The organism is Paraburkholderia sp. PREW-6R (assembly GCF_039621805.1).
GTDB lineage: Bacteria > Pseudomonadota > Gammaproteobacteria > Burkholderiales > Burkholderiaceae > Paraburkholderia.
Genome location: NZ_CP155074.1, coordinates 1193722 through 1215567, shown reverse-complemented (window position 1 = coordinate 1215567; position 21846 = coordinate 1193722). Strand labels below are relative to the sequence as shown.

Sequence of the window (21846 nt, the reverse complement as noted above, 5' to 3'; positions counted from 1 at the left end):
GCGTGTCAAAGGGCGACACCTTCGTCGCCGATCAGCTTTTCGAGCAGCCAGATCAGCGCGAAGTCGATCGCGACGATGAACACCGCAAAACAGAATACGGTCGGATCGAGCGACGACACCGTGCGGCTGTACAGCCAGACCGGCAGCGTCATCGTATCGATGCCGTAGAGGAAAAACGTCACGGTGAATTCGTTGAACGAGACGATGAACGCGAACAGCATGCCGGCGAGAATGCCGGGGCGCATCAGCGGCAGGATCACGTCGACGAGCGCGCGCAATGGGCTCGCGCCCATTACGCAGGCGGCTTCCTCGAACTGCGGACCGATTGCCGCCACCGACGCCGCGCAGTTCTTCACCGTGAACGGCAATGCGAGGATCACATGCGCAATGATCAGGCGGAATACGCCGAGTTCGACGGGCAGCACGTTGAACACGAGCAGCAGCGAGAGGCCGAGCATCACGAGCGGGTACACCAGCGGCAGCGCCACCAGCTGTTCAACCAGCGGCTTGCCGCGAAACCGGTAACGGCTGAGCGCGTAAGCGGCGGGCACGGAGACGAACGTGGCGATCACCATCGTCGAGAGCGCGACGATCAGGCTCGTGCTCAATGCCGCGCCCATCGAGAGCGTGTCGCTCGCGTCGGGCGACACGAAGCTGTGCCACGCGGCGCGATACCAGTGCAGCCCGTACGCGTGCGGCGGAAATTCGAGCGTGTCGGCCGCGCTGAACGACATCGTGATCATCGTGAGAATGGGCAGCGCGGCGAGAAACAGCACGATCGCGGCGAGCAGCGCGGTGGCTTTGCCGAGCTGTCCGGGCAGCGTCATGCGCAGACGTGGAGAACGAGGCTGCGGAGCATGCCGGCGCGCGGTCTGAGCGGGCGTGCTCATGGGTGAGGCTCCTCGGCAAGACGTTGCGTACGGCGCACGAGCCGCTGCGAAAGCCCCATTACCGTCAGCGTGGCGAGCATCAGCACGACGCCGGAGGCCGACGCAGCCGGCCAGTTCAGCAGCGGCGCGACCTGATCGTGGACCAGCACCGCGAGCATGGGCACGCGGCGTCCGCCGAGCAGCAGCGGCACGGCGAACGCACTCGCGTTGTACGCGAACACCAGCAGCGCGCCGGAGACGAGCCCGGGCATCGCCAGCGGCAACACCACGTGACGCAGCGTTTGCCAGCGCGACGCACCGAGCGTCGCGGCGGCTTCTTCGTATGAGGTGGAGACGGCGCGCATTGCGCTCGACAGCGGCAGCACGGCAAGCGGAAACGCCGTCTGGATCAGCCCGAGCAGCACGCCGTTTTCGCGGTACAGCCACATCAGCGGGCGTTGCACGAGGCCGCTGCCGACGAGCGCGTGATTGAGCAGGCCAGCCGGCCCGAGAATGATGAGCCAGCCGTAGCCTTGCAACAGCAGATTGACGAGCAGCGGCAACAGCACGCCAGCCAGCAGCAGACGCCGCGCGAGCCGCGATTTCGTGCGCGCCATCGCCAATGCGACGGGAATCGCGAGCAGCACCGCGCAGATCATGCTCTGGAACGCGAGCTTGAGCGTGAGCCAGAGCGACTTCATAAAGTAGCCGTCGAGCAGGTCGGCGTAGTTCCGCAGCGTGAACCCGTGCCACTCGTCGCCTTGCGTGCCGAAGCTCATGCGCAGCACGACCAGCGCGGCCGCACCGAGAATCGCGAGGAACAGCAGAATGGGCGCGAGCAGGAGCCACGGCCGCGCTTTTTGCATCGGCGACAGCGCGCTTTCGCCGGGCAGAACTGGCGAGCCGTGTGCGTCCGCCGGCACCGCTTTGGACGACGTGTCGCCGGCGGCGTCCGGTCTTTCGTGCGCCTGCGCTGCGGCACGCCGCGAAAAGCGCGCAAGCATCGCGGTCATGCCGAGAAGAGTTCGGTGTACCGCTTGATCCACGCGGGCTGGACGACAGCGAGGGCCTTGTCGTCGTGCAGCACGGCTTTATCGGCGATCTGCTGCGGGCTCGGCACGAACGCGCGGCTTTCGGCGGGAATCACCGCCTTCGAGTTGACGGGACCGTTCAGCACGTCCGCGGCCATGCGGCCTTGCACGCCTGCGTCGAGCGAATGGTTGATGAACGCGTGAATCAGATCGACGTCGCCCGGATGCGCTTTCGGGATCACGGTGAACATGAGCTGCGTCGCGAAGCCTTCCTTCATGCCGTATGTCACACCCATCCTGTATTCGGGCTTGCGGATCTGATCCGGGAAGAATGCCGGCGAATAGATGCCGCCGATATCGAGCGAACCTGTACGGAACAGATCGGCGACCTGATTCGGGTTTTCGCCGAGCGTCATCACGCGGTCTTTCAGTTGCGCGAGCTTGTTGAAGCCCGGATCGATGTTCTGCTGCGAGCCGCCGTTCAGTTTCGCGGCGATGATCGCGAGATCGACCGCCTCGGCCCATTCGGGCGGCGGCAGGAACAGGCGGCCTGCGTACTTCGGGTCCCAGAGCGCCTCGTACGTCGAGGGCGGCGTCTTCACCGTCGACGTGTTGTAGATCAGCCCGTCCGACCACAGCAGATAGCCGACGCCAAAACCGCTCGCGCCCGTGCGGTATGGTGGCGCGACGTCTTTCAGATTCGGCAGCCTGTCGAGGTCGGGTTTCATCAGCAGGCCGGCGTCGCCGAGGCCGGCCGCACCGACCCCTGCGAGCGTGATCACGTCGTAGGTCGGGCGATTGCCCGCGGCCTTGACTTTGGCGACCATGCCGGACGTACCGTCGGCGCGGTCGGCGATCACTTTGGCGCCGGTTTTCGCGGTGAACGTCGCGGCGATGTTGCGCAATGCGGCCGCGCCGGTGTCGTCCGACCAGGTCAGGAGGCGCAGCGTCTTGCCGGAGAAGTTGTGCTTCTGCGCGTTGACGTTGATGAACGGCATCGGCAACGTGGACGCCGCGAGCGCCGCGCCGATCGTCTTGATGGCCTGCCTTCTACCCCGTTTGATGTCCTGCATGGCAGTCTCCCGTGTTGAACGCCTGTTGCCTGTGTGCCGTGGTGAGTCCGCCTGGCTCTGACCGACCCGCGGCCTGCTGCGCGAAGCGCAGCGCGTGATGCACTCTAGGTTTGCCAAAATCCCTCAACAACCGAAATATGCGCATGGACAGCATGACGTAATCTCATGCGCCCGCAAACAGCGCGGCAATGACGAGCCGCCTGGCGAAATCGGCGGCGAGCGCTTGCGCAAGGACGTCCGCTGACCATCGTCCACGAATGCTGCGTTCGGGTCGGGCGAGGCGAGGTATGAGGAAAGCCGGGTTTCGGCGGGACGGCGGCGGGAGCGTCTGCTGTCTCTGCGCCCGTCACGCAGGACATTGCACGACCGCATGGTCATCATGAGCGGCGTGCATGTGTCGATCGAGTCGGCGATTTTTGTCCTGGCCCGTAATCAACGTATGCTGGAGGCTTCGCGGGCAATCGACCGTGTGGGCCGAATGCCACCGCAATGAATTTTCCTGATCCCTGACAGACCCATCCGACCACGCTCATGCGACGTCTCCCGCCGCTTAACGCGCTGCAGATTTTTGAAACGGTCGCGCGGCACCGCAGCTTCACGCGCGCCGCCGATCACCTGTGCCTGACGCAAGGTGCGGTGAGCCGCCAGATCATCGCGCTCGAGGATTACTACAAGTTTCCGCTCTTCAAGCGTCACGCGAAAGGGCTCACGCTCACCGCCGAAGGCGAATTGCTGCTGCCGGCCGTCAAGGAGAGCTTTGCGCGCATCGAGGAGATTTCGCTGCGGCTCACGCGGCAGCGCACCGATCTCGCGCTGAAGGTGCCGACCTGCGTGATGCGCTGGATGCTGCCGAAAATCATGCGCTTTCAGTCCGAGTATCCGGACCTGCACGTGCAGATCACGACCACCTGGCAGCACGACGTGGACTTCCAGCTCGAACCGTTCGACGCGGCGATCATTTACGGGTCGTCGCCGGGCGCGGACGTGCAGGCGGTGCCGCTATTCGAGGAGCGTCTGACGCCGGTGTGCGCGCCCGATCTGCTAAAGGACAAACCGCTCGCGCGGATCGGCGACCTCGCGCGGCATACGCTGCTGCATCCCACACGCGATCATCGCGACTGGAAAATGTGGCTCGCGAAGATCGGCGAAACAGACGCCGAAGGCGCGCAGACGATCGACGCCGGGCACGGCCCGAGTTTCGACACGCTCGACATGGCCACCAACGCCGCGTTGCAGGGTTTCGGCGTCGCGATCAGCGATCTCGCATTGATCGACGAGGACGTGGCGGCGAGGCGCCTCGTGCGTCCATTCGATACGGTGTTGAAAACTGGCTGGCGCTATTACTTCGTTTATCCGGATTCGGTCGCGCATCAGCAGAAACTCAATCTTTTTCGCGACTGGATTGCGGCGAATTGGGAGCATTAGGGCAACGCGCGCTGCCTTGCCGGTGGCCGTCTGGGCACCTGACGAGCAGGCCGGCTCAGGGCGCGAACGAAAGAAAAAGATACGCCGCGAACAGCGACAGGTGCACCGCGCCCTGAAGAATCGTAGTGCGTCCGGTACTCAGCGTCAGCGTGCCCACGAGTAGCGTCAAGATCAGCAACACGGTTTCCTTGCCGTCGATGCCCAGCACGAGCGGCTGGCCGGTCCACAGGAAAACGCCGGCCACGGTCGGAATGGTCAGCCCGATGCTGGCGAGCGCCGAACCGAGCGCGAGATTCAGGCTGGTCTGCAAACGGTCGGCGCGCGCCGCGCGCACCGCGGCCAGCCCTTCGGGCAGCAACACCAGTGCGGCAATCACGATACCCACCACCGCAGCCGGCGCGCCCGCATTCTTCACGGCGGTTTCGACGACCGGCGAGAGCACTTTCGCGAGCAGCACCACGGCGACGAGACACACCACGAGCAGAGCACCCGCAGTCAGCGCGACAGCGGACGTGGGGGGCACCGCGTGGACGTCCGCGTCGGACGCGTCGGCGAGAAAATAGTCACGGTGGCGCACCGTCTGCACGAATACGAACACGCCATACAGCACCAGCGACGAAACGCCCGCGAACGCGAGTTGCGACGGCGACAGGACCGGCCCGACGCTGGTCGTGGTGTAGTTCGGCATCACCATGGTCAGCACGGAGAGCGACGCCAGCACAGCGAGCGCCGCAGCGGCGCCGCGAATCTGAAAATCCTGTTCGCGATGCCGGATGCCGCCGACCAGCAGGCAGATGCCGACGATTCCGTTGCAGACGATCATCACGGCGGCGAAAACGGTGTCGCGGGCAAGACCGGCCTTTTCCGGGCCGGACGTGAGCATGACGGACACGATCAGCGCGACTTCGATCACCGTGACCGCGATAGCGAGCACCAGCGTGCCGAACGGTTCGCCGACGCGATGCGCGACGACTTCGGCATGGTGAACGGCGGTGAAAACGGCTGCGCACAGCGCCACGCCGACCAGGGTCAGCAGCAGGCCGTTGCCCGGCAGTGCGTAAGCCGCGCCCAGCACGATCCACGCAACGAATGGCGCGGCGATGGTCCAGCGGGGCAAGACGGTCGCGGGCAGGGACATTCGGGCTTCCTGATTCGGCTTGTTGTACGGCGCGTTGCGCCGCTGAGCGACTGCGCGATTGCGCCGTTAAGCGTCGCGTCGAGTTGCGTCGCGCGCCGCCATGCAGGCGGTGAGGCTGACGCAAGAATCGATTTGTTGAGCGCTCCAGAAATCAGCGCCAGGTGATACGAGAAAGCCGGGGCATGAAAACCGCCGGACGTTGGTTTCTTCAGCGCAGGGCCGAGGTCCGGGCAGGGCGCGCCGCCTTGCAGAAAGACGGCGCGCCTGGTTCAAATCACGATGCCCATGAGACGGCTTACTGGCCGACCGGACGGATCGTCAGCGCATTTTTCACCGACGTCACGCCAGCGACGCCTTGCGCCGCCTGCGTAGCCAGATCGATCTGCTGTTGCTCCGGCACCGTGCCAGCCAGCGTCACTGCACCGCCGCGCGCGCGCACCGTGATGTTGGCGACGCTCAGCCCCTTGGTTTTCGAAAGCGCGCTACGCACCTTACGACCCAGTGCGCGGTTTGCAGCCTTGTCCGCCTTGCTGTTCGATGCCGACGGCGCGGCCGTGGTGGCCATCGCGTCGCTGCTTTGCGCATACGCATTGAGGGACGCCAGAACGATCAGCGCGCCGCCGATCATCTTGATTGCCGGAAATGCTTTCATTCAACTTTCTCCTGTTGTCATGGACACATCTTCCCCGGGCGGGGACGTGGTACTGCACCTGCGGGTAATTCGGGATCGGATCTGAATGGAACGTTGCTGCGCGTACTGCAATTGCGGTGATGCAAAAGCGAGGTGTCCGGATGCGGGTCTGTCAGAGCTGACTGGCACATGCGGCCGGCCAGGGCTGTGCTGCAGGCCGGAAACACACGATACTCCAATTAGTGCCATGTTAAACGCGGCGCTGCCTTGAAATGAGGCTTTGGTACAACGAAGAGGCCGATCAAAGCTGGCCGATGGCGATGTTCCGCTTGTCCGGCCGTCCTCTGCAACCCTGTCACCGTTCCGTTCATGCCCACTCCCGCGCTAGCCATTGTGCCGCTTTCACGTGACGATTTGCCAGTAGATACCGTCGAACTGGCGCGCTTCATGATCGGTAAATACCTGGTGCACGACACGCCGGATGGTCGCACGAGTGGACGTGTCGTCGAAACGGAGGCGTATCCGCCCGGCGACGCGGCAAGCCATGCGTTCAAAGGACGTCGTCCTCATAACGGCTCGATGTATCTCGCGCGAGGCCATGCTTATGTCCGGCTGACGTATGGACTGTCGTACATGCTCAACATGTCGGCGGAAGCGGTCGATGTCGGCGCCGGAATCCTGTTTCGCGCGATCGAGCCGCTGGAAGGTCTGCCGCTCATGGAAGCGCGCCGGCCCGGCGTAGGCTTGCGTGATCTGGCGCGCGGACCCGGCCGGCTGACGATGGCACTCGGCATCGGCCAATCGTTTGACGGCCGCGATCTGTGCGCGGGGCAAGGGTTGTGGATTGGCGCGATCGAAACAGCGCCCATGCCCGTTGGCGTCACGACACGCATTGGACTTTCGCGCGAGACCGACCGGCCGTTGCGGTTCTTCATGCCGGACAGCGCATTTGTCAGCGGGCCGCGGAAGTTGCTTGAGAGTTTTTGAAACATCTGACACAAAGCGTTACGATTCCGACAATTATTACGGAAAATATCTCACGCATTCCGCATCATGAGGTAAATAGCGCGCTTTTGTTGCGCTTTCAACAATTATTTATCTCGCAAATAGGGGTTTTCCCTCGAAGGTCCGCTGACTAGACTGGACTTACTCGCTTCCCACGCAGCGTGGCAGGCAGAGCCCAAAAAAACCAGTTATGGAGGTAGTCGCCATGAAATCGCTCATCAAGGCAGTCGCTATTGCAGCCGTTCTCGCCGCACCTGTTGCATCGTTCGCGCAGGCCGATCAGCAACCGGTGACCCGCGCGCAAGTGCGCAGTGATCTGATCCAGATGGAACAGGCAGGTTACAACCCGGCTACCAGCAACGACCCGACCTACCCGTCGGATGTTCAAGCCGCTGAGCATCGTGTATCTGCGGACAACCCGGCTATCGCCCAGGCGAAAATGCAGGAGCCTACTGCCGATACGAGCGGCTACGGCGGCGTCATGAGCGGCACGTCAGCGTCGGGCGGCGTCTTGCAGCCGGCAAGCGGCCCGAAGTCGATTTATTTTGGTAACTAAGCTCGGATTTCCAGCTTGGCAATCGGCGCGCGGCCCTGCGGGATGACCTGCCGACTGCCGCGACTCGCCGATCTGGGAATAATTGTCTGTCACCAGACTTCGACGTGCGACATCCGGCTGAACCGGCGCACGTCACCCCATTCTTACTGTTTCTGGTAGCGGCGAACGTAGTACTTTTTAACTGCGCACCGCTCGAACTTATTCGCCGCGCATACCGTTTCGCTGCGGCTCACTCATTCAGAAACCTCCGCTGCCGCAAGGTAGCTTCGCCCAACCTTTTCGAGGATTGGGCTTTTTTTGCGCCCGACGCCGCAGCGCGTTGGGTCGTCGACGCGGGTCGGCCGCCTTTAAGGCTGCTCGCCGCCGTGAATGTACGACTCGAGTTGCTGAATCACGAACTGCTGTTCGGCGATGATGTTTTTCACGAGGTCGCCGATCGACACCATACCGATCAGTTTGTCGTTCTCGATCACCGGAAGGTGGCGCATCCGGCGCTCGGTCATCAGCGCCATGCAGTCCTCGGTGGTCTGATCCGGACGCACGAAACGCACTGCCGTGCTCATGATGTCGCGCACGGGCGTTGCTTTGGACGAGCGGTCCATCAGCACGACCTTGCGGGCATAGTCGCGCTCGGTGACGATCCCCACGATGCCGCTGGCGTTTGTCACGACCAGTGCGCCGATGCCTTTTTCCGCCATCAGTTTGATCGCGTCGTAGACGGAATCGTTATCGGAAACGGTAAAGACTGGTGTGTTATTCGGTTTCGTTTTAAGAAGCTGGGCAACGCTGGTCATGGAGCGGCTCCGTTTCGCAGTGCAGCACGCCAAGCTGGCGCGCTGTCATGAGTACAGGCTATTTCAGTATAGGCGCGCCACGCCGCCACGGGACTCGGGGAATACCTATGCCTATGTGCCGCCGCGTTTGCGCCGGGGCAGAAAACCGCGCGAACCGCTGATGTTCAGGATGTGCAGGGGCATCCGCATACGCCACGCCGATTAGCGGTAAACTCGCAGTCCGTACCTCATCCCCGGTTCGATCGGGTTCATGTCAGCACCACTGTCCAAAGCCATGCTCACGTCTCACGATCCGTCGCAAGCAACTGACGGCGAAAACAAGGGCGAATGCGTCGTTCTCGACGCGACCGCCACGCTGCCCACGCGCTACGGCACGTTCACCTCCTACGTGTTTCGCGTGGTCGAAAGCGGCGCCGAGCATCTCGCGCTGGTGATGGGCGACGTTGCCAACCAGTCGTCCGTCCTCACGCGACTGCACTCGGAATGCCTGACCGGCGACGTGCTCGGCTCGTATCGTTGCGATTGCGGCGAGCAGCTCGACCTCGCGCTGCGCTACATCGCGGCCGAAGGCTGCGGCGTACTGCTGTATCTGCGCGGTCACGAAGGGCGGGGCATTGGCCTTTCGAACAAGATCCGCGCGTACGCGTTGCAGGAGCAGGGCCGCGATACCGTCGAGGCCAACCTGGACTTGGGCCTGCCCGACGATTCACGCGAATACGACTCGGCCGCCGGGATTTTGCGCACGCTGAAGGTCACGTCCGTCCGGTTGATGAGTAATAATCCCGAGAAATTCGACACGCTGTCCAAACATGGCATCCCGGTATGCGAGCGTGTGGCGCTGGCTATTCCGATGCGCGAAGAAAACGAGCGCTATATCCGAACCAAGCAGTTGAAGTTCGGGCATTATTTTGATGAGAATGAATGAGCGTGGCGCGCCTGGTATAAAGCCGCCAGCGGCCTTTCACAGTGTGCGGCAGGTGGTGGCGCGCTGAAGCAGGTGGCGGCCTTCCTGCCGCCTGGCTCCAACGTCCCTCACGCGGGCCGTCATACCCCGCCCGCATCACCCCGGTGCCGCCTGCGTCAACTGCGCATACACGTCGTGCGAGAGTTGCAACAACTGCTTGCGATCGATCCCGCCTGACACCGCATAACCAAAATCCCCGTCGACCCAGTAAAACACGTTGACCGGGCCGTCCTGGTAGAGCTTGAACGCGGTGGTGTTCGAATTCACATTGCGCCGCGAAATGCACAACGTCACGCGCTCGCCGTTCGGGCCGCGATACATGAACTGCGCGGTGGGTCCATCGGTGCCGGGCAACAAGCGGCCACCCGACAGCGCAAAACCGCTCTTCGACAGGATCGGCGGATGCACATTCGTCCCCAGCCGGTTCGACAGCCATTGCACGAAATCCTGCTCGTGATCCGCGTTCATCTCCGACGGACGGTCGATCGCGGGCATGTAGACCACGTGCGCCACCGCGGCCCGATGCGCGAACATCTCGGAACTGTCGGCGCTCACCGGCCGCGTCTGCGCGGTGGAGTCGGCATGGCCACTCACCGGCGCGACGACGTCCTGCCCCATATGCGTTCCCACGCCAATGCCCACGCCGAGCACGAGTGCCGCGGCCATCCCGGCGAATTGCGGCCAGTTGGCGGCAATACGCCAGCGACGCGGCGCAGCAGGTTGCAGCCGCTGGGGCACGGGCTCGCTCAGCACGCGGTCGTAGCGCTCGTGAAAGAGGTTGTTCAGCGAAAAATAATCGCTGACGCGCGCGGCCAGTTCCGGGTGATGTTCGAGTGCGTCTTCCACCACTGCACGGCGCTCGTCGGACAGCGTGCCGTCCACATAAGCGTGCAGATCTTCTTCGCTGACCGGCATGTGTTGTTGATCGCTCATCGCACCACCTGTAATTTTGCACCGGGCTGCGCGCCCGCCATCAATGCCCGAAGCCGCTCGCGTCCGCGTGAAAGCCGCGACATGACCGTGCCGATCGGAATGTTAAGCGCGAGCGCTACATCGGCATAACTCATTTCCTCGAGACCGACGAGCAGCACCACCTCGCGCTGGTCCGTCGGCAGGCGCTGCAGCGCGTAATCGAGATCACGCATTTCCAGCGAGCGCGTCTGGTCGGACGGCACGGCGAATTCGCTCTCCGGCACGCTTTCGTCGTCGACAGCCACGTGGATCGCCCGTGACGACGCCTTGCGCGCCTGATTGGCGAACACGTTATGCATGATCGTGAAAAGCCACGCGCGCAGATCGGTGCCTTGCTGGAACATTTCGGTGCGGCCAAGCGCGCGTTCGAGGGTGTCCTGCACCAGGTCATCGGCGAGATCGCGATTGTTGATGAGCGCGCGGGCATAGCGCCGCAAGCGCGGTACATGCTCCATCAGCTCGTTACGAACGTCCATTTTTCATCCCGGTTAGGCCCGCCGTTCAGAGACGGGGTTGGCTGCGGGCGAGCGGGCCGCCATACGCACTACACGGCGAACACGCATCGGTGCATTTTATTCCGCAGCAAATGCACGAGCGGCGCCAGAGGCGCCCGTCAGGCAACGGCAAGGCGCGCTCAGGCGCGGTCAGGCAACGGCCAGGCGCGGTCAGGCAACGGCCAGGCGCGGTCGGATGCACTGCCGCCGCTCAAACGGCGGCCTGCGTCGGGCGACATCTCTCATTCCTGATGCGCGATGGTCATGGCATCGGCGGCGCGCATCAGGCCGTGCGTGTGGGCGTCGCCCGCCACGACGAAGCGCTGCTGTTGCGCGGTCCACGTCAGCAGCCGGATTTCGCCGATGCGTCGCGCGGACCATTGCGGCTGGGCGGGCGCCAGCGGCGCAAGCGACGACAGCACCACCACCGGCAGATTGTCGCCGTTCAGATAGACGTATTCGCGGGCGCGCTGGAACGGGCCGAGCGCGAGCACGCGCTGATCGATCAGGCGCAGGCCGATGGTCGACAGATCCGGCGCGGACGGGTCCATCCGCGTGGGCGAGGCGGCAGAAAACTGGCGGGTGGCCGATTCCGCCAGCGCCATGACCGCCGCATTGTTCAACGCCTGCCTGGAGACCTGAGTCGCGGCGAGCCAGCCGCTTAACGTCACGAGCGACAGGACGAGCACGATCAGCATGCGCACGAACCGGCTGCTGCGCGGCGCGAGCGTATGGCGGCTCGCGCCCGCGCGGCGGGGTGCGGCAGAGCGGTGCGCGGTGTCGAGCGGTTCGTCGCTCGCCTGGAAAGCCTGCTGGATCTGCGCGTTCAGTCGTCCGTAGAACGCCACGCGGCGGGCTTCCGCCGGATCTTTGCCGAGGTAGTCGCGCAGAAACGCGGTGCGCTCCGGCGTCAGCGTACCGTCGGCGTAGGCCTGGATGTCGGCTTCGGAAAGCGGCGAGTCGGACGGGGCGTCGGAGGAAGTCATGGTGTGATGTTAATCGCGTTCGTCAAGTGACGGTGAGTGTCGGCTATCGTGAGGCGAACACCTGCAGGCGCGGCTTTATTCCCGGTTATTTTCAGGCACGGGCGTACAGGCGCAGTCGTGCTGGATGGCCGCGAGCAAACCGCTTTTTGCGTCCGTTTATTCCCGCCGTGAAATTTGTTTTTTCCTCGCTTCGTGCCGAGGAATAAAAGCGTGCAAGCGGTGGTTCTCCTTCATGCAAGCCCGCACCAACACTCTCTGGAGTTGATCATGAAGAAGACCGCTTTCATTGCCTTGTCCGTCGTCATTGCCGCCGCTTCGTCGAGCGCATTCGCTCAAGGCAAGACGCGCGCCGAGGTCTATCAGGAACTGATCGAAGCGCAACAGAATGGCCTGAACTATGTCACGGACGCATCTTATCCCGACGTCAGCCCGGTATTCGCGCAACAGGTCCAGCAGCACAAGCAGGCGTTAGCCACGGAGGCGGCCGCAAGCCGTTTTGCCAACCGTGCGCAATGGTCGGGACTACGAATTGACTGCGATTCGTCACGGCGAAGGGCGCAGCGTGCCGGATAACGGACGAAACTGTCGCGCCACGGATTGCGCCATCGCGTGTTCGCTGTTGATCAGCGCATCCCTTTCAATGGAGTTTTTGTGACACCAGCACCCGTTCCAAAGGCTGATGCCGTCTGCGTACCATGTCGTCTCGCTGCTATCGGAGCTGTGGTTGCCGTGCTCGCGGGCGGCTTTGCGTTCACCGCCGGGTGGCTCACGCCGGCGAGGTTGAGCGCGCCGCGTATCGTCGATACGTTCGAAACCGTGGCCGGCAAGCCGCATCCCGGTTTCCGGCGCAATCATGCAAAAGGCCTGTGCGTTGAGGGCTATTTCGACAGCAACGGTGACGGCGCCGTGCTCTCGCATGCCGCCGTGTTTGCGCCGGGCCGCACGCCGGTGACAGGGCGCTTCGCGGTGCCAGGCGGCAACCCGTCCGCACCCGATACAAGCTCGCCCGTGCGAAGCCTCGCGTTGCTGTTCCAGTTGCAGGACGGCGAGCAATGGCGCACCGGCATGAATTCGACGCCCGTCTTTGCCGTGCACACACCCGAGCAGTTCTATCGGCAGTTGCTTGCTGCAACGCCCGATCCCGCGACGGGCAAGCCCGACCCCGCGAGACTCAAGGCTTTCTACGCGACGAACCCGGAAACGCAACCGTTCCAGGCGTGGGTGAAGGCCCATCCGCCGTCATCGAGCCTCGCTAACGCGGCGTATTACAGCATCAACGCGTTTCGCTTCACCGACAGTGCCGGCACGACACGCGCCGTGCGCTGGGCAATGGTGCCCGACGCGGTCTACACACCAATCACGGACGCGCAGAAAGCCGAAAAGAACTTCCTGCAAGCCGATCTCGACGAGCGTCTGCAGAGTGCTCCGCTGCGCTGGCATCTGATCCTGACGGTCGCCCAACCCGGCGACCCAACCGATGACGCGACGTTGCAGTGGCCGGCCGATCGTCAGCAGATCGACGCGGGCACCCTCGTGCTCGAACGGACGGCGTCGCAGGAAAACGGCACGTGCCGCGACGTCAATTTCGATCCGACCATTTTGCCGGCAGGCATCGAACCCTCGGACGACCCGCTGCTCGCCGCGCGCTCCGCAGCTTACGCGCTGTCGTATCAGCGACGCACGCGCGAGGAGGCGCTGCATCCGGCGATCCACGATACGCAAACCCAAGCCGGGACACAGCCACCGACGCATACGCCAACGCCAACCTTCACGCGAACCAGGGAAGACCATTCATGACGCGCACGCAATCTCACTTCAGTCCACTCGCAAGGCTGTTGCATTGGGTGATGGCGCCACTGATCATCGCGATGTTGTTTATCGGTGTGGGCATGGTGTCGACGGTTTCACGTGCGCATGACACGCTGATTGCGATTCATCGGCCGCTTGGCATCGCGTTGCTGCTGCTGGTCGTGCTGCGGGCAAGTGTGCGTGTCAAGCGCGGCAGCCCGCCGTTGCCACGCGATATGCCTACGCTGCAGCGTGCCGCCGCTCAGGCGTCGCACGTCGTGCTGTATGCGCTGATGGCCGCCATGCCGTTGATCGGCTGGGCGATGCTTTCGGCCGCAGGTTATCCGGTCACGCTCTACGGTCCAGTGCATCTGCCGCCGATTGCGCCGCACAACGTCGAACTGTTTGCGGCGTTGCGCGCTTTGCACACGTGGCTCGCGTTGGCGTTGTTCGCGACCGTACTGCTGCATCTCGCCGCCGCGCTGTTTCATGGGTTGATCCGGCGCGACGGCGTGTTTGGAAGCATGGCGCGGGGCGAACGTGGGTGAGGTTGTTGGCGCGTCAACCACCAGATATTCAAACCTTCGGCACCTCAGCCTTTTACCCGCTCGGACCGCGGATCATACGGCGCCTTCAGATGCACACTGGCTGGCAGTAATTCACCGGCGACATCGACCGCATACCGTCCGGCGCCGAGATAGGCGGCGTCGGCCGCGCCGTTGGGATGGCTCACGTAGCCCATCGCGACCGGGCAACCGAGCGTGTGTCCGAATGCTGCCGAACTGACGGAGCCGACGGGCTCGCCGTCGCGGAGAATCGCTTCGCCGCCCCAGAGCATGCGCTCGGCGGCGCCGTCGATGGTCAGCACGACCATGCGCCGGCGCAGCGGTTCGTCGCGTAGCCGGATGAGCGCGTCGCGGCCGCGAAACGGTATGTCCTGGTCGAGTTTGCACGCGAACGACAAACCCGCTTCGAACGGATTCGTATCGGGCGTCAGTTCGCGGCCCCACGCGCGATAACCCTTTTCGATCCGCAAGGAGTCGATCGCGTAGTAGCCCGCGTTCACGAGGCCGAATGCTTTGCCTGCTTCATGCAGCGTTTCATAGACGCCGACTGCGAATTCGACCGGCACGTACAGCTCCCATCCAAGTTCGCCGACGTACGTCAGGCGGGTGGCGCGCACCGTCGCATAGCCCAGGTCCACCTCGCGGCTCTGGCCGAACGGAAAGCCCGCATTGCTCCAGTCGGCCTTCGACACGCTTTGCAGCAACTCACGCGAACGCGGTCCCATCACAGCGAGCACCGCATACTGACCGGTTACGTCGACGAGTACGCAATGGCTGTCCGCAGGAATGGCGCGCTCGATCATGTCGAAGTCGCGCGTGGTCTGCGCGCTGCCGGTGACGAGCAGATACTGATCGTCGGCAATACGCGTGAGCGTGAAGTCCGATTCGTACCCGCCGCGTTCGTTGAGCATGCCCGTGTACACCGCGGTGCCGGGCGGCACCGCCACGTCATTGGTGACGATCCGTTGCAGCACCGCTTGCGCGTCGCGTCCTTTCACGAGGAATTTGGAAAACGACGTCATGTCGAACAGCGCCACACCTTCGCGGCACGCGCGGTGTTCCGCGCCGCTCCAAGGCAGCCAGTTCTGCTGACCAAACGCATAGTCGATCTTCGCCTGTGCTGACGTGGGCGCGAAAAAGTTGGCGCGCTCCCAGCCCATCTTGCTGCCGAAGCACGCGCCGTTCTCGCGCAGCAACGCATAAAGCGGCGAGCGGCGGAACGGGCGGGCGCTGTCCAGTTCGCGATTCGGCCACGGCATCGCGTAGTGCAGGCCGAGTGTTTCCTTCACGCGATCATGCAACCACGTGTCGTTGCCGTTAAAGCGCGCAAAGCGGCGAATGTCGACCGGCCACAAGTCCATGGTCGGCTCGCCCGCGACGATCCATTCGGCGAGCGCCATCCCTGCACCGCCCGCCGATGCAATGCCCATCGAATTGAAACCCGCGCCTACGAAAAAGCGCCACAGTTCGGGCGCCTCGCCGAGCATGAAATTGTTGTCCGGCGTGAACGATTCGGGGCCGTTGTAGAACTGCCGAACCTGCGCGGTTTCGAGCGCGGGCACGCGCTGAAGTGCATTTTTCATCAGGATCTCGAACTGATCCCAGTCGTCGGGAAGCAACTGGAATTCGAAATTATCGGGAATGCCGTTCATGCCCCACGGTTTCGCGTCCGGTTCGAAACCGCCCATGACGAGGCCGCCCACTTCTTCCTTGAAATAGATGAAGCCGTCCGGATCGCGCATGACGGGCAGATCGGGATGCACGCCGGCGATCCGCTCGGTGACGATGTAGTAGTGCTCGGCCGAATGCAGTGGCACGGTCACGCCGCACAGGCGGCCTACCGCCTTGGCCCACTGTCCCGCGCAGTTCACGACGATCTCCGCTTCGAGCGTGCCTTCGTCGCCGTCCTTGTTGCGCCAGGCGAGACCGCTGACTTCGCGACCCCGGCCGTCGCGCGCGGTGCGGGTATGAATGGCGCTCACCCGTGTGTTTTCGAACACGCGCGCGCCGCGTTGGCGCGCGCCCCGCGCGAGCGCCTGGGTGAGGTCGGTGGGATTGGCTTTGCCGTCGCCTGGCAGCCAGACCGCGCCGAGCAGATCGTCGGTGCGCATCACAGGCCACAGGTCGCCGGCTTCACGCGGACTGATCACGTCACACGCCACACCGTACGCGCGGGCGACAGCCGCGGTGCGCTTTAGTTGCGTCATGCGTTCGGCGGTGCGAGCGACGGAAAGCGAGCCGCATGCTTTCCAGCCGGTCGCGAGGCCCGTGTCGGCTTCGAGTTCCGCATACAGCGCGGTGGAATAGCGGATCAGCTTCGTCATGCTTTCCTGCGCGCGCAACTGGCCCACGAGCCCCGCGGCGTGCCAGGTTGTGCCGCACGACAGTTGCCCTTGTTCGAGCAGCACGACATCGGTCCAGCCGAGCCTGGTCAGGTGATACGCAACCGAGCAGCCAATAATGCCGCCGCCGACGATAACGACGCGCGTATGAGCAGGAATGGATGTGGGCATATGTGGAAATGCGTGGATTAGGTGGGGTTAGAGTGCCGAAAAATAACACAAAATGCAACGGTAGATTTTAAAGCTTGAATTCCTAGTGCGTCATCAAACAGTCACGTCCGGCTGTTTTTGTACGCATGCCAAGGCCCAAACGGTGTCTAAAAACACTGCGCGCAAATTGTGGGAGTGCTTTGGAGTATGTGGTAATAGACGACTTGTTTCGTGGTATTTGTTAAACTCCTGAACGCCTCCACTCGACGTCACCCTATGTTTTCCACCGAACGGCAGACCGAAATCCTCAAGCTCGTGCGCGATCGGCGCACCTGCGCGATCACGGATCTGGCGAGCCACTTCGACGTGTCCGACGAAACCATCCGGCGCAACATCAAGCCTTTGATCGCGGATGGCCTGCTAATCAAGGTCCACGGCGGCGTGATGCTCCCCGAGCGGCTCGACGAGCCGCCGTTCCAGCGCCGCATGGAGGTGAGCCGCCCAGGCAAGCAGGCAATCGGCGCGCGCGTCGCCGAACTGGTGCGCGACGGCGATTCGCTGATTCTCGAAGGCGGCACTACCTGTGTGCATGTCGCGCAGGCGCTGGCGGCCCGATCGCGGCTCACCGTCGTCACGAATTCGATTGAAGTCGCGCGCGTGCTCGCGCCGCGCAATGGGAACCGCGTTCTCGTTGCCGGTGGCGAGCTGCGCGCGGACGATTGCGCGGCCGTCGGCGAAACTGCGCTCGCGTTTTTGCGCCAGTTTCACGTGCGCTACGCAATCGTCTCGGTCACCGCGATCGATCTGCAAGGCCGTTTCATGGACGCACTTCCCGCCGACGTTGCGTTTTCACTCGCGGCGTTCGCTCAGGCCGAGCAGCGCGTGGTTGCCGCCGATCATGCGAAATTCGGTCACAGCGCGCTGGTGCATGCGTTCGAGGCAGGGGCCGTCAATCTGCTCGTCACCGACGAGCCGCCCGCGCCGGCGCTCGCGCAAGTGTTCGCGGCCGCCGGACTGGACGTCGCGGTGGCCCGGACGGCGCACGCACGCGTCGCTTGACCGTCTTGACGTGCCTGCCGCTCCCCGCCCGCAGCCAATCCCGCGCAACGCGTAAAATGGCCGGTTGTCACAGGCAATCGATGCCGCGGGGAAAGCTGCCGGCAGGCGCGCGTCACGCATGACGCGCCGTCCGCACCAGTTTCGCCCGTGCGCGGCCGCCTTCGCAGGCTCGAATGGGGATGGATCCTGATGTCGTCAGTTTTCTTTGACCGGGAAAGAATTGTTGAATGGCTCGGGGACCACACCGTCGCGAAGGCGCGCATGGTCGGCCCGGTCACTCAAATGAAATGGCACGGCACGACGCTGAGCGGCGATGTGCAGGGCACGCAGCCCGTGCCGTACAAAACGCGCGTGCGTTTCCGCACCGATGGCGCAACGCCGTGGGCGCAAAGCGACTGCTCCTGCCCGGTCGGCCGCAACTGCAAGCACGTGGCCGCGCTGCTGCTCGCCGAGCTCGACTATCACGACGAAATGGACCATATCACGCACGTCGAGACGGAGAGCGACGCGGTCGTGCGCGATGATCCGGACTATCCGGCGGGAGAGAGTCCGGCGCAACAGCCCGGGGCCGCCTCCGGCGTGCGCCCGGAGCTGGTGAGCTGGCTGGAGCGTTTTCGTGCGCGAGCCGAGGCCGCGGACGCCGATGCGCAGAAAACCGGCGCCGCGCGCACGCAGACGCTCGCCTACCGGCTCAACTGGTCCGATTTCCACATGCGCCACGAGGTCGTGCTGTACCGGGCGCGCTGCAATCCGGAAGGCGCAATCTTCGCCGTGGATGAACCGTGGGGCAACGTCGAAGCCGCGCTCGTCAAGCAGCCCAGATTCGTGTCCGACGAAGACCTGTCGATTCTTCGCGGGCTGTGGCTCGGCCGCTCGCGAGAAGATTTCGGTCAGTTCATCCTGCGCGGCGCGAGCGGCGCCGAGATGCTGCAAAAACTGATCGCCACCGGCCGCCTGTTCAGCGACTTCCGTCAGCAGCCGGGCGACGCCGGGCCGGCGCCGCTGTCGCGCGGCGCGGACCGGCCTGGCCGCATCGAATGGGAGCCGCTCGCCGATGAGCGGCTGCGCCCCGTGCTTTGCACCGAGCCGCGCGCGAGCATGGTCCTGCCCACCGAACCGGTCTGGTATGTGGACGGCGTAGCGAACGAGGCCGGCATCGTGCAATCGTCGCTGCCGTTCCAGCAACTGCCCGACTACCTGGCCATGCCGCCAATCTCGCTTGCCGAAGCGCCGCTGGTCGCCTCCGTGCTGCGCGAGATCGCACCCGGCCTGCCGCTGCCGCCCACCCACGACGCGTCCGCGATCCGCGTGATCGATGTCGAGCCGGTGCCGGTGCTCACGCTGAACAGTCACGCGCTGCCTTCGTCGGCGAGCAGGGCGGGCATGCGCGATAACGCAACGGTCGAACTCGCGGGCGTGAGCTTCGATTACGACGGCGTCAGCATCAACGTGGACAGCAGCGTGACCCTGGTGCCCATGCCGGGCGGCGACGTGATCCACATCCGGCGCCGTTACGAAGCCGAAAAGAAGCGCCTCCTGGAACTGCGCAAGACGGGCCTGCAGAAAGTCCCGACAAGCCGGCTGTACGCGTCGCGCCTGTTGCCCGATACGATGCTCGGATTGCCGGATTCGGACGCGTGGTCGGCGTTCGTCAACGAGGCCGTGCCGGAACTCGTCGGCAAAGGCTGGCGCGTGACGATGGCGCCGGAGTTCCGCTACAACATCATCGAAATCGACGCGATCGACGGCACCGCGCATCAGTCCGGCGACGGCTGGTTCGACCTGGAAATGGGTATTCAGATCGGCGAGCGCAATGTGCGGCTCGAGCCGCTTCTCGCCGATCTGTTCCGGCGTGACCGTCGCTGGCTGAGCGGCGCGCTCGAATCGATCCGCGACGACGAACCTATCGAGCTCAAGACCGAAGAAAACAAGCGTCTGCGCTTGCGCGCCGACCGGCTCAAGCCGGTGGTCCGGGTGCTGGTCGATCTGTTCGACGCGCTGGGCGCGTCGCTCGCGGAGGGTGCGCCGCTGCGCGTGGCGTCCGTCGACGCGGGACGGCTCGAAGCGCTGAACAGCACGGGCCGCTGGCAATTTAGCGGCGAAGCGTCGATCCGGCAACTGGCGCAGCGCCTGCAAGCCGGGCCCGGCTTGCGCGAAGTGCCGCTGCCGCGCGGGCTGAAAGCGGAGTTGCGGGCCTATCAGCATCAAGGTCTCAACTGGATGCAGTTCCTGCGCGAGCAGGATCTGGCGGGCGTACTGGCCGACGACATGGGTCTCGGCAAGACCGTGCAGACGCTCGCGCACATCCTCGCTGAAAAAGAGGCCGGACGGCTCACGCGTCCCGCGCTGATCGTCGTGCCCACCACGCTCGTGCATAACTGGCGCGAGGAAGCGCGGCGCTTCGCGCCCGATCTGAAAGTGCTGGTGCTCAACGGCCCGCAGCGCAAGGAGCGTTTCGAGCAGATCGGCGCGCATGAGCTGATCCTCACCACGTACGCGCTGCTGTGGCGAGACCAGAAAGTGCTTGCCGGGCATGACTACCACCTGCTGATTCTGGACGAGGCGCAGTACGTCAAGAACGCGACCACCAAAGCGGCACAGGCCATTCGCGGTCTGCGCGCGCGGCATCGGTTATGTCTGACGGGCACGCCGCTGGAAAACCATCTCGGCGAGTTGTGGTCGCAATTCGATTTTCTGCTGCCGGGTTTTCTCGGCAGCCAGAAGGACTTTACGAGGCGCTGGCGCAATCCGATCGAAAAAAACGGCGATAACGTGCGGCGTGCGTTGCTCGCGCGCCGCATCCGTCCGTTCATGCTGCGGCGTCGCAAGGACGAGGTCGCGAAAGAGTTGCCGGCCAAGACAACCATCGTATGCTCGGTCGATCTGGAAGGCGCGCAGCGCGATCTCTACGAAACCGTGCGGACGGCGATGCAGGAAAAGGTGCGGGCCGCGGTCAGCGCGCAGGGCCTCGCGCGCAGTCATATCATCGTGCTCGATGCATTGCTGAAGCTGCGTCAGGTGTGCTGCGACCCGCGCCTCGTCAGAACGATCAACGCCGCAGGCGTGGCGGCCGGAACCGATCGCGCATCCGGCATCGCCGCGACGCGGGATGTGCCGCTGACGCCGGAGAAGGTCGACAAGCCGGAGAAGGGCGCGCGCGCCATGCGCTCGGCCAAGCTCGATCTGCTGCTTTCGATGCTGCCCGAGCTGATCGAAGAAGGTCGTCGCGTACTGCTGTTTTCGCAGTTCACCGGCATGTTGGCGCTGATCGCCGAGGCGCTCCAGGATGCTGCGATTCCGTATGTGATCCTGACCGGCGACACGGCGGATCGTGTGACGCCGGTCGAACGTTTCCAGCAGGGCGAGGTGCCGCTATTCCTGATCAGCCTGAAGGCGGGCGGCGTCGGCCTGAATCTGACTGCCGCCGACACCGTGATCCACTACGATCCGTGGTGGAATCCCGCCGCCGAAAATCAGGCGACTGACCGCGCGCATCGGCTGGGTCAGGACAAGCCGGTGTTCGTCTACAAGCTGATCGCGGCGGGCAGCATCGAAGAAAAAATAGTCGAGCTGCAGGAGCAGAAGGCCGGGCTTGCGGACAGCATTCTTTCCGAAGATGTCGCCGGCGCGGCCAAGTTTTCTGACGACGATATCGAGGCGCTCTTCGCGCCGATGCCGGAAATCGAAGGCGGTCGCTGACGTGCATCGTCAGCGGTGTCCGCACGAGCGGAACGAGTGGCAATTTATTCAGGATAACTACTAGACGTGGTAGCGTCCGCGCCATCACGCTGAATGGATTTGGGTGCGCGTCGTGAATCGGGTCGTCAGGTCGGGCGGTTCGGGAAGTCTGATTCCGATTTCTTAGTCTGGATCGGCAAGCTTAAGACAGGTCCTATAGCTCGCAATGAGCTGCTGTTGCACCATGCGCAGCCGGCCAATCAGGACTGTCTGGCCTACCTCGATCACCCCCCGGACGGAGATGCTTTTGTTCCCACGCCTGAAC

General features: G+C 63.9%; 19 protein-coding genes. 9 read left to right on the top strand and 10 right to left on the bottom strand.

Translation table 11 applies throughout. The features are described from left to right. Positions 1 to 5 precede the first annotated feature (5 nt). Genes AAGS40_RS20570 through AAGS40_RS20560 form a run of 3 tightly spaced genes read right to left on the bottom strand, consistent with a single transcriptional unit; the run spans position 6 to position 2973 of the window. Positions 6 to 890, bottom strand: a complete 885-nt coding sequence (locus AAGS40_RS20570; RefSeq protein ID WP_345814609.1) for an ABC transporter permease — start codon at positions 888 to 890, stop codon at positions 6 to 8. Next, positions 887 to 1882, bottom strand: a complete 996-nt coding sequence (locus AAGS40_RS20565; protein WP_345814608.1) for an ABC transporter permease — start codon at positions 1880 to 1882, stop codon at positions 887 to 889. Before AAGS40_RS20565 ends, AAGS40_RS20570 begins: the two co-directional genes overlap by 4 nt. Next, positions 1879 to 2973 carry an extracellular solute-binding protein gene (locus AAGS40_RS20560; protein ID WP_345814607.1) on the bottom strand — a complete coding sequence of 365 codons (1095 nt, stop codon included), beginning with the start codon at positions 2971 to 2973 and terminating at the stop codon, positions 1879 to 1881. The genes AAGS40_RS20565 and AAGS40_RS20560 overlap by 4 nt, the downstream gene beginning before the upstream one ends. A gap of 531 nt (positions 2974 to 3504) precedes the next feature. Here AAGS40_RS20560 and AAGS40_RS20555 point away from each other — a divergent pair. Then, positions 3505 to 4398 carry a LysR substrate-binding domain-containing protein gene (locus AAGS40_RS20555; protein ID WP_345814606.1) on the top strand — a complete coding sequence of 298 codons (894 nt, stop codon included), beginning with the start codon at positions 3505 to 3507 and terminating at the stop codon, positions 4396 to 4398. Positions 4399 to 4453: 55 nt separating this feature from the next. Here the strand turns inward: AAGS40_RS20555 and AAGS40_RS20550 are convergent, their stop codons facing one another. Both AAGS40_RS20550 and AAGS40_RS20545 read right to left on the bottom strand, forming a co-directional pair. Further along, positions 4454 to 5536 (bottom strand): ionic transporter y4hA, encoded by a 1083-nt coding sequence (locus tag AAGS40_RS20550; RefSeq protein WP_345814605.1) that lies wholly within the window; start codon positions 5534 to 5536, stop codon positions 4454 to 4456. Between the two features lie 295 nt (positions 5537 to 5831). Further along, the gene (locus tag AAGS40_RS20545; RefSeq protein WP_345814604.1) at positions 5832 to 6188 is read right to left on the bottom strand and encodes a BON domain-containing protein; all 357 of its coding nucleotides are present in this window, start codon (positions 6186 to 6188) and stop codon (positions 5832 to 5834) included. Between the two features lie 348 nt (positions 6189 to 6536). Here AAGS40_RS20545 and AAGS40_RS20540 point away from each other — a divergent pair, with 348 nt between their 5' ends. Both AAGS40_RS20540 and AAGS40_RS20535 read left to right on the top strand, forming a co-directional pair. After that, positions 6537 to 7154, top strand: coding sequence for a DNA-3-methyladenine glycosylase (locus AAGS40_RS20540; protein WP_345814603.1), 618 nt, complete (start codon positions 6537 to 6539; stop codon positions 7152 to 7154). Positions 7155 to 7377: 223 nt separating this feature from the next. After that, positions 7378 to 7728, top strand: a complete 351-nt coding sequence (locus AAGS40_RS20535; protein ID WP_345814602.1) for a DUF4148 domain-containing protein — start codon at positions 7378 to 7380, stop codon at positions 7726 to 7728. Between the two features lie 347 nt (positions 7729 to 8075). Here AAGS40_RS20535 and AAGS40_RS20530 read toward each other — a convergent pair whose 3' ends face one another. Further along, positions 8076 to 8522, bottom strand: a complete 447-nt coding sequence (locus AAGS40_RS20530) for a CBS domain-containing protein (RefSeq protein ID WP_345814601.1) — start codon at positions 8520 to 8522, stop codon at positions 8076 to 8078. Between the two features lie 274 nt (positions 8523 to 8796). Between AAGS40_RS20530 and ribA the strand changes: the two genes are divergently transcribed. Further along, the gene (gene ribA / locus AAGS40_RS20525) at positions 8797 to 9447 is read left to right on the top strand and encodes a GTP cyclohydrolase II (protein ID WP_345816528.1); all 651 of its coding nucleotides are present in this window, start codon (positions 8797 to 8799) and stop codon (positions 9445 to 9447) included. Between the two features lie 135 nt (positions 9448 to 9582). On the opposite strand, the gene AAGS40_RS20520 is transcribed toward ribA, so the two are convergent. The 3 genes from AAGS40_RS20520 to AAGS40_RS20510 all read right to left on the bottom strand — a co-directional run bounded on the left by AAGS40_RS20520 (position 9583) and on the right by AAGS40_RS20510 (position 11938). Continuing rightward, positions 9583 to 10419 (bottom strand): anti-sigma factor, encoded by an 837-nt coding sequence (locus AAGS40_RS20520; protein WP_345814600.1) that lies wholly within the window; start codon positions 10417 to 10419, stop codon positions 9583 to 9585. Then, on the bottom strand, positions 10416 to 10934 hold the full coding sequence (locus AAGS40_RS20515; protein ID WP_345814599.1) for an RNA polymerase sigma factor: 519 nt from the start codon (positions 10932 to 10934) through the stop codon (positions 10416 to 10418). The genes AAGS40_RS20520 and AAGS40_RS20515 overlap by 4 nt, the downstream gene beginning before the upstream one ends. Before the next feature lie 260 nt (positions 10935 to 11194). Then, a complete protein-coding gene (locus AAGS40_RS20510) occupies positions 11195 to 11938 on the bottom strand; it encodes a transcriptional regulator (protein ID WP_345814598.1) in 744 nt (247 codons plus the stop codon). A gap of 267 nt (positions 11939 to 12205) precedes the next feature. Here AAGS40_RS20510 and AAGS40_RS20505 point away from each other — a divergent pair, with 267 nt between their 5' ends. The 3 genes from AAGS40_RS20505 to AAGS40_RS20495 all read left to right on the top strand — a co-directional run bounded on the left by AAGS40_RS20505 (position 12206) and on the right by AAGS40_RS20495 (position 14274). Continuing rightward, positions 12206 to 12511, top strand: coding sequence for a DUF4148 domain-containing protein (locus AAGS40_RS20505; protein ID WP_345814597.1), 306 nt, complete (start codon positions 12206 to 12208; stop codon positions 12509 to 12511). Between the two features lie 147 nt (positions 12512 to 12658). Then, a complete protein-coding gene (locus tag AAGS40_RS20500) occupies positions 12659 to 13735 on the top strand; it encodes a catalase family peroxidase (RefSeq protein ID WP_345814596.1) in 1077 nt (358 codons plus the stop codon). Further along, positions 13732 to 14274, top strand: a complete 543-nt coding sequence (locus AAGS40_RS20495) for a cytochrome b (RefSeq protein WP_345814595.1) — start codon at positions 13732 to 13734, stop codon at positions 14272 to 14274. Before AAGS40_RS20500 ends, AAGS40_RS20495 begins: the two co-directional genes overlap by 4 nt. A 44-nt stretch (positions 14275 to 14318) precedes the next feature. Here AAGS40_RS20495 and AAGS40_RS20490 read toward each other — a convergent pair whose 3' ends face one another. Then, a complete protein-coding gene (locus AAGS40_RS20490) occupies positions 14319 to 16805 on the bottom strand; it encodes an FAD-dependent oxidoreductase (protein ID WP_345814594.1) in 2487 nt (828 codons plus the stop codon). A 255-nt stretch (positions 16806 to 17060) separates the two neighbouring features. On the opposite strand from AAGS40_RS20490, the gene AAGS40_RS20485 reads away from it, so the two are divergent. Continuing rightward, complete coding sequence (locus tag AAGS40_RS20485) at positions 17061 to 17843, top strand: DeoR/GlpR family DNA-binding transcription regulator (protein WP_345814593.1); 783 nt, start codon at positions 17061 to 17063, stop codon at positions 17841 to 17843. Positions 17844 to 18032: 189 nt separating this feature from the next. Next, complete coding sequence (locus AAGS40_RS20480) at positions 18033 to 21542, top strand: DEAD/DEAH box helicase (protein WP_345814592.1); 3510 nt, start codon at positions 18033 to 18035, stop codon at positions 21540 to 21542. Positions 21543 to 21846: the final 304 nt, after the last annotated feature.

Bases quoted from the DNA above. Each gene is read 5' to 3' on its own strand.
- AAGS40_RS20570 (WP_345814609.1), bottom strand. From the start codon at position 890: ATGAGCACGCCCGCTCAGACCGCGCGCCGGCATGCTCCGCAGCCTCGT.
- AAGS40_RS20565 (WP_345814608.1), bottom strand. From the start codon at position 1,882: ATGACCGCGATGCTTGCGCGCTTTTCGCGGCGTGCCGCAGCGCAGGCG.
- AAGS40_RS20560 (WP_345814607.1), bottom strand. From the start codon at position 2,973: ATGCAGGACATCAAACGGGGTAGAAGGCAGGCCATCAAGACGATCGGC.
- AAGS40_RS20555 (WP_345814606.1), top strand. From the start codon at position 3,505: ATGCGACGTCTCCCGCCGCTTAACGCGCTGCAGATTTTTGAAACGGTC.
- AAGS40_RS20550 (WP_345814605.1), bottom strand. From the start codon at position 5,536: ATGTCCCTGCCCGCGACCGTCTTGCCCCGCTGGACCATCGCCGCGCCA.
- AAGS40_RS20545 (WP_345814604.1), bottom strand. From the start codon at position 6,188: ATGAAAGCATTTCCGGCAATCAAGATGATCGGCGGCGCGCTGATCGTT.
- AAGS40_RS20540 (WP_345814603.1), top strand. From the start codon at position 6,537: ATGCCCACTCCCGCGCTAGCCATTGTGCCGCTTTCACGTGACGATTTG.
- AAGS40_RS20535 (WP_345814602.1), top strand. From the start codon at position 7,378: ATGAAATCGCTCATCAAGGCAGTCGCTATTGCAGCCGTTCTCGCCGCA.
- AAGS40_RS20530 (WP_345814601.1), bottom strand. From the start codon at position 8,522: ATGACCAGCGTTGCCCAGCTTCTTAAAACGAAACCGAATAACACACCA.
- ribA (WP_345816528.1), top strand. From the start codon at position 8,797: ATGCTCACGTCTCACGATCCGTCGCAAGCAACTGACGGCGAAAACAAG.
- AAGS40_RS20520 (WP_345814600.1), bottom strand. From the start codon at position 10,419: ATGAGCGATCAACAACACATGCCGGTCAGCGAAGAAGATCTGCACGCT.
- AAGS40_RS20515 (WP_345814599.1), bottom strand. From the start codon at position 10,934: ATGGACGTTCGTAACGAGCTGATGGAGCATGTACCGCGCTTGCGGCGC.
- AAGS40_RS20510 (WP_345814598.1), bottom strand. From the start codon at position 11,938: ATGACTTCCTCCGACGCCCCGTCCGACTCGCCGCTTTCCGAAGCCGAC.
- AAGS40_RS20505 (WP_345814597.1), top strand. From the start codon at position 12,206: ATGAAGAAGACCGCTTTCATTGCCTTGTCCGTCGTCATTGCCGCCGCT.
- AAGS40_RS20495 (WP_345814595.1), top strand. From the start codon at position 13,732: ATGACGCGCACGCAATCTCACTTCAGTCCACTCGCAAGGCTGTTGCAT.
- AAGS40_RS20490 (WP_345814594.1), bottom strand. From the start codon at position 16,805: ATGCCCACATCCATTCCTGCTCATACGCGCGTCGTTATCGTCGGCGGC.
- AAGS40_RS20485 (WP_345814593.1), top strand. From the start codon at position 17,061: ATGTTTTCCACCGAACGGCAGACCGAAATCCTCAAGCTCGTGCGCGAT.
- AAGS40_RS20480 (WP_345814592.1), top strand. From the start codon at position 18,033: ATGTCGTCAGTTTTCTTTGACCGGGAAAGAATTGTTGAATGGCTCGGG.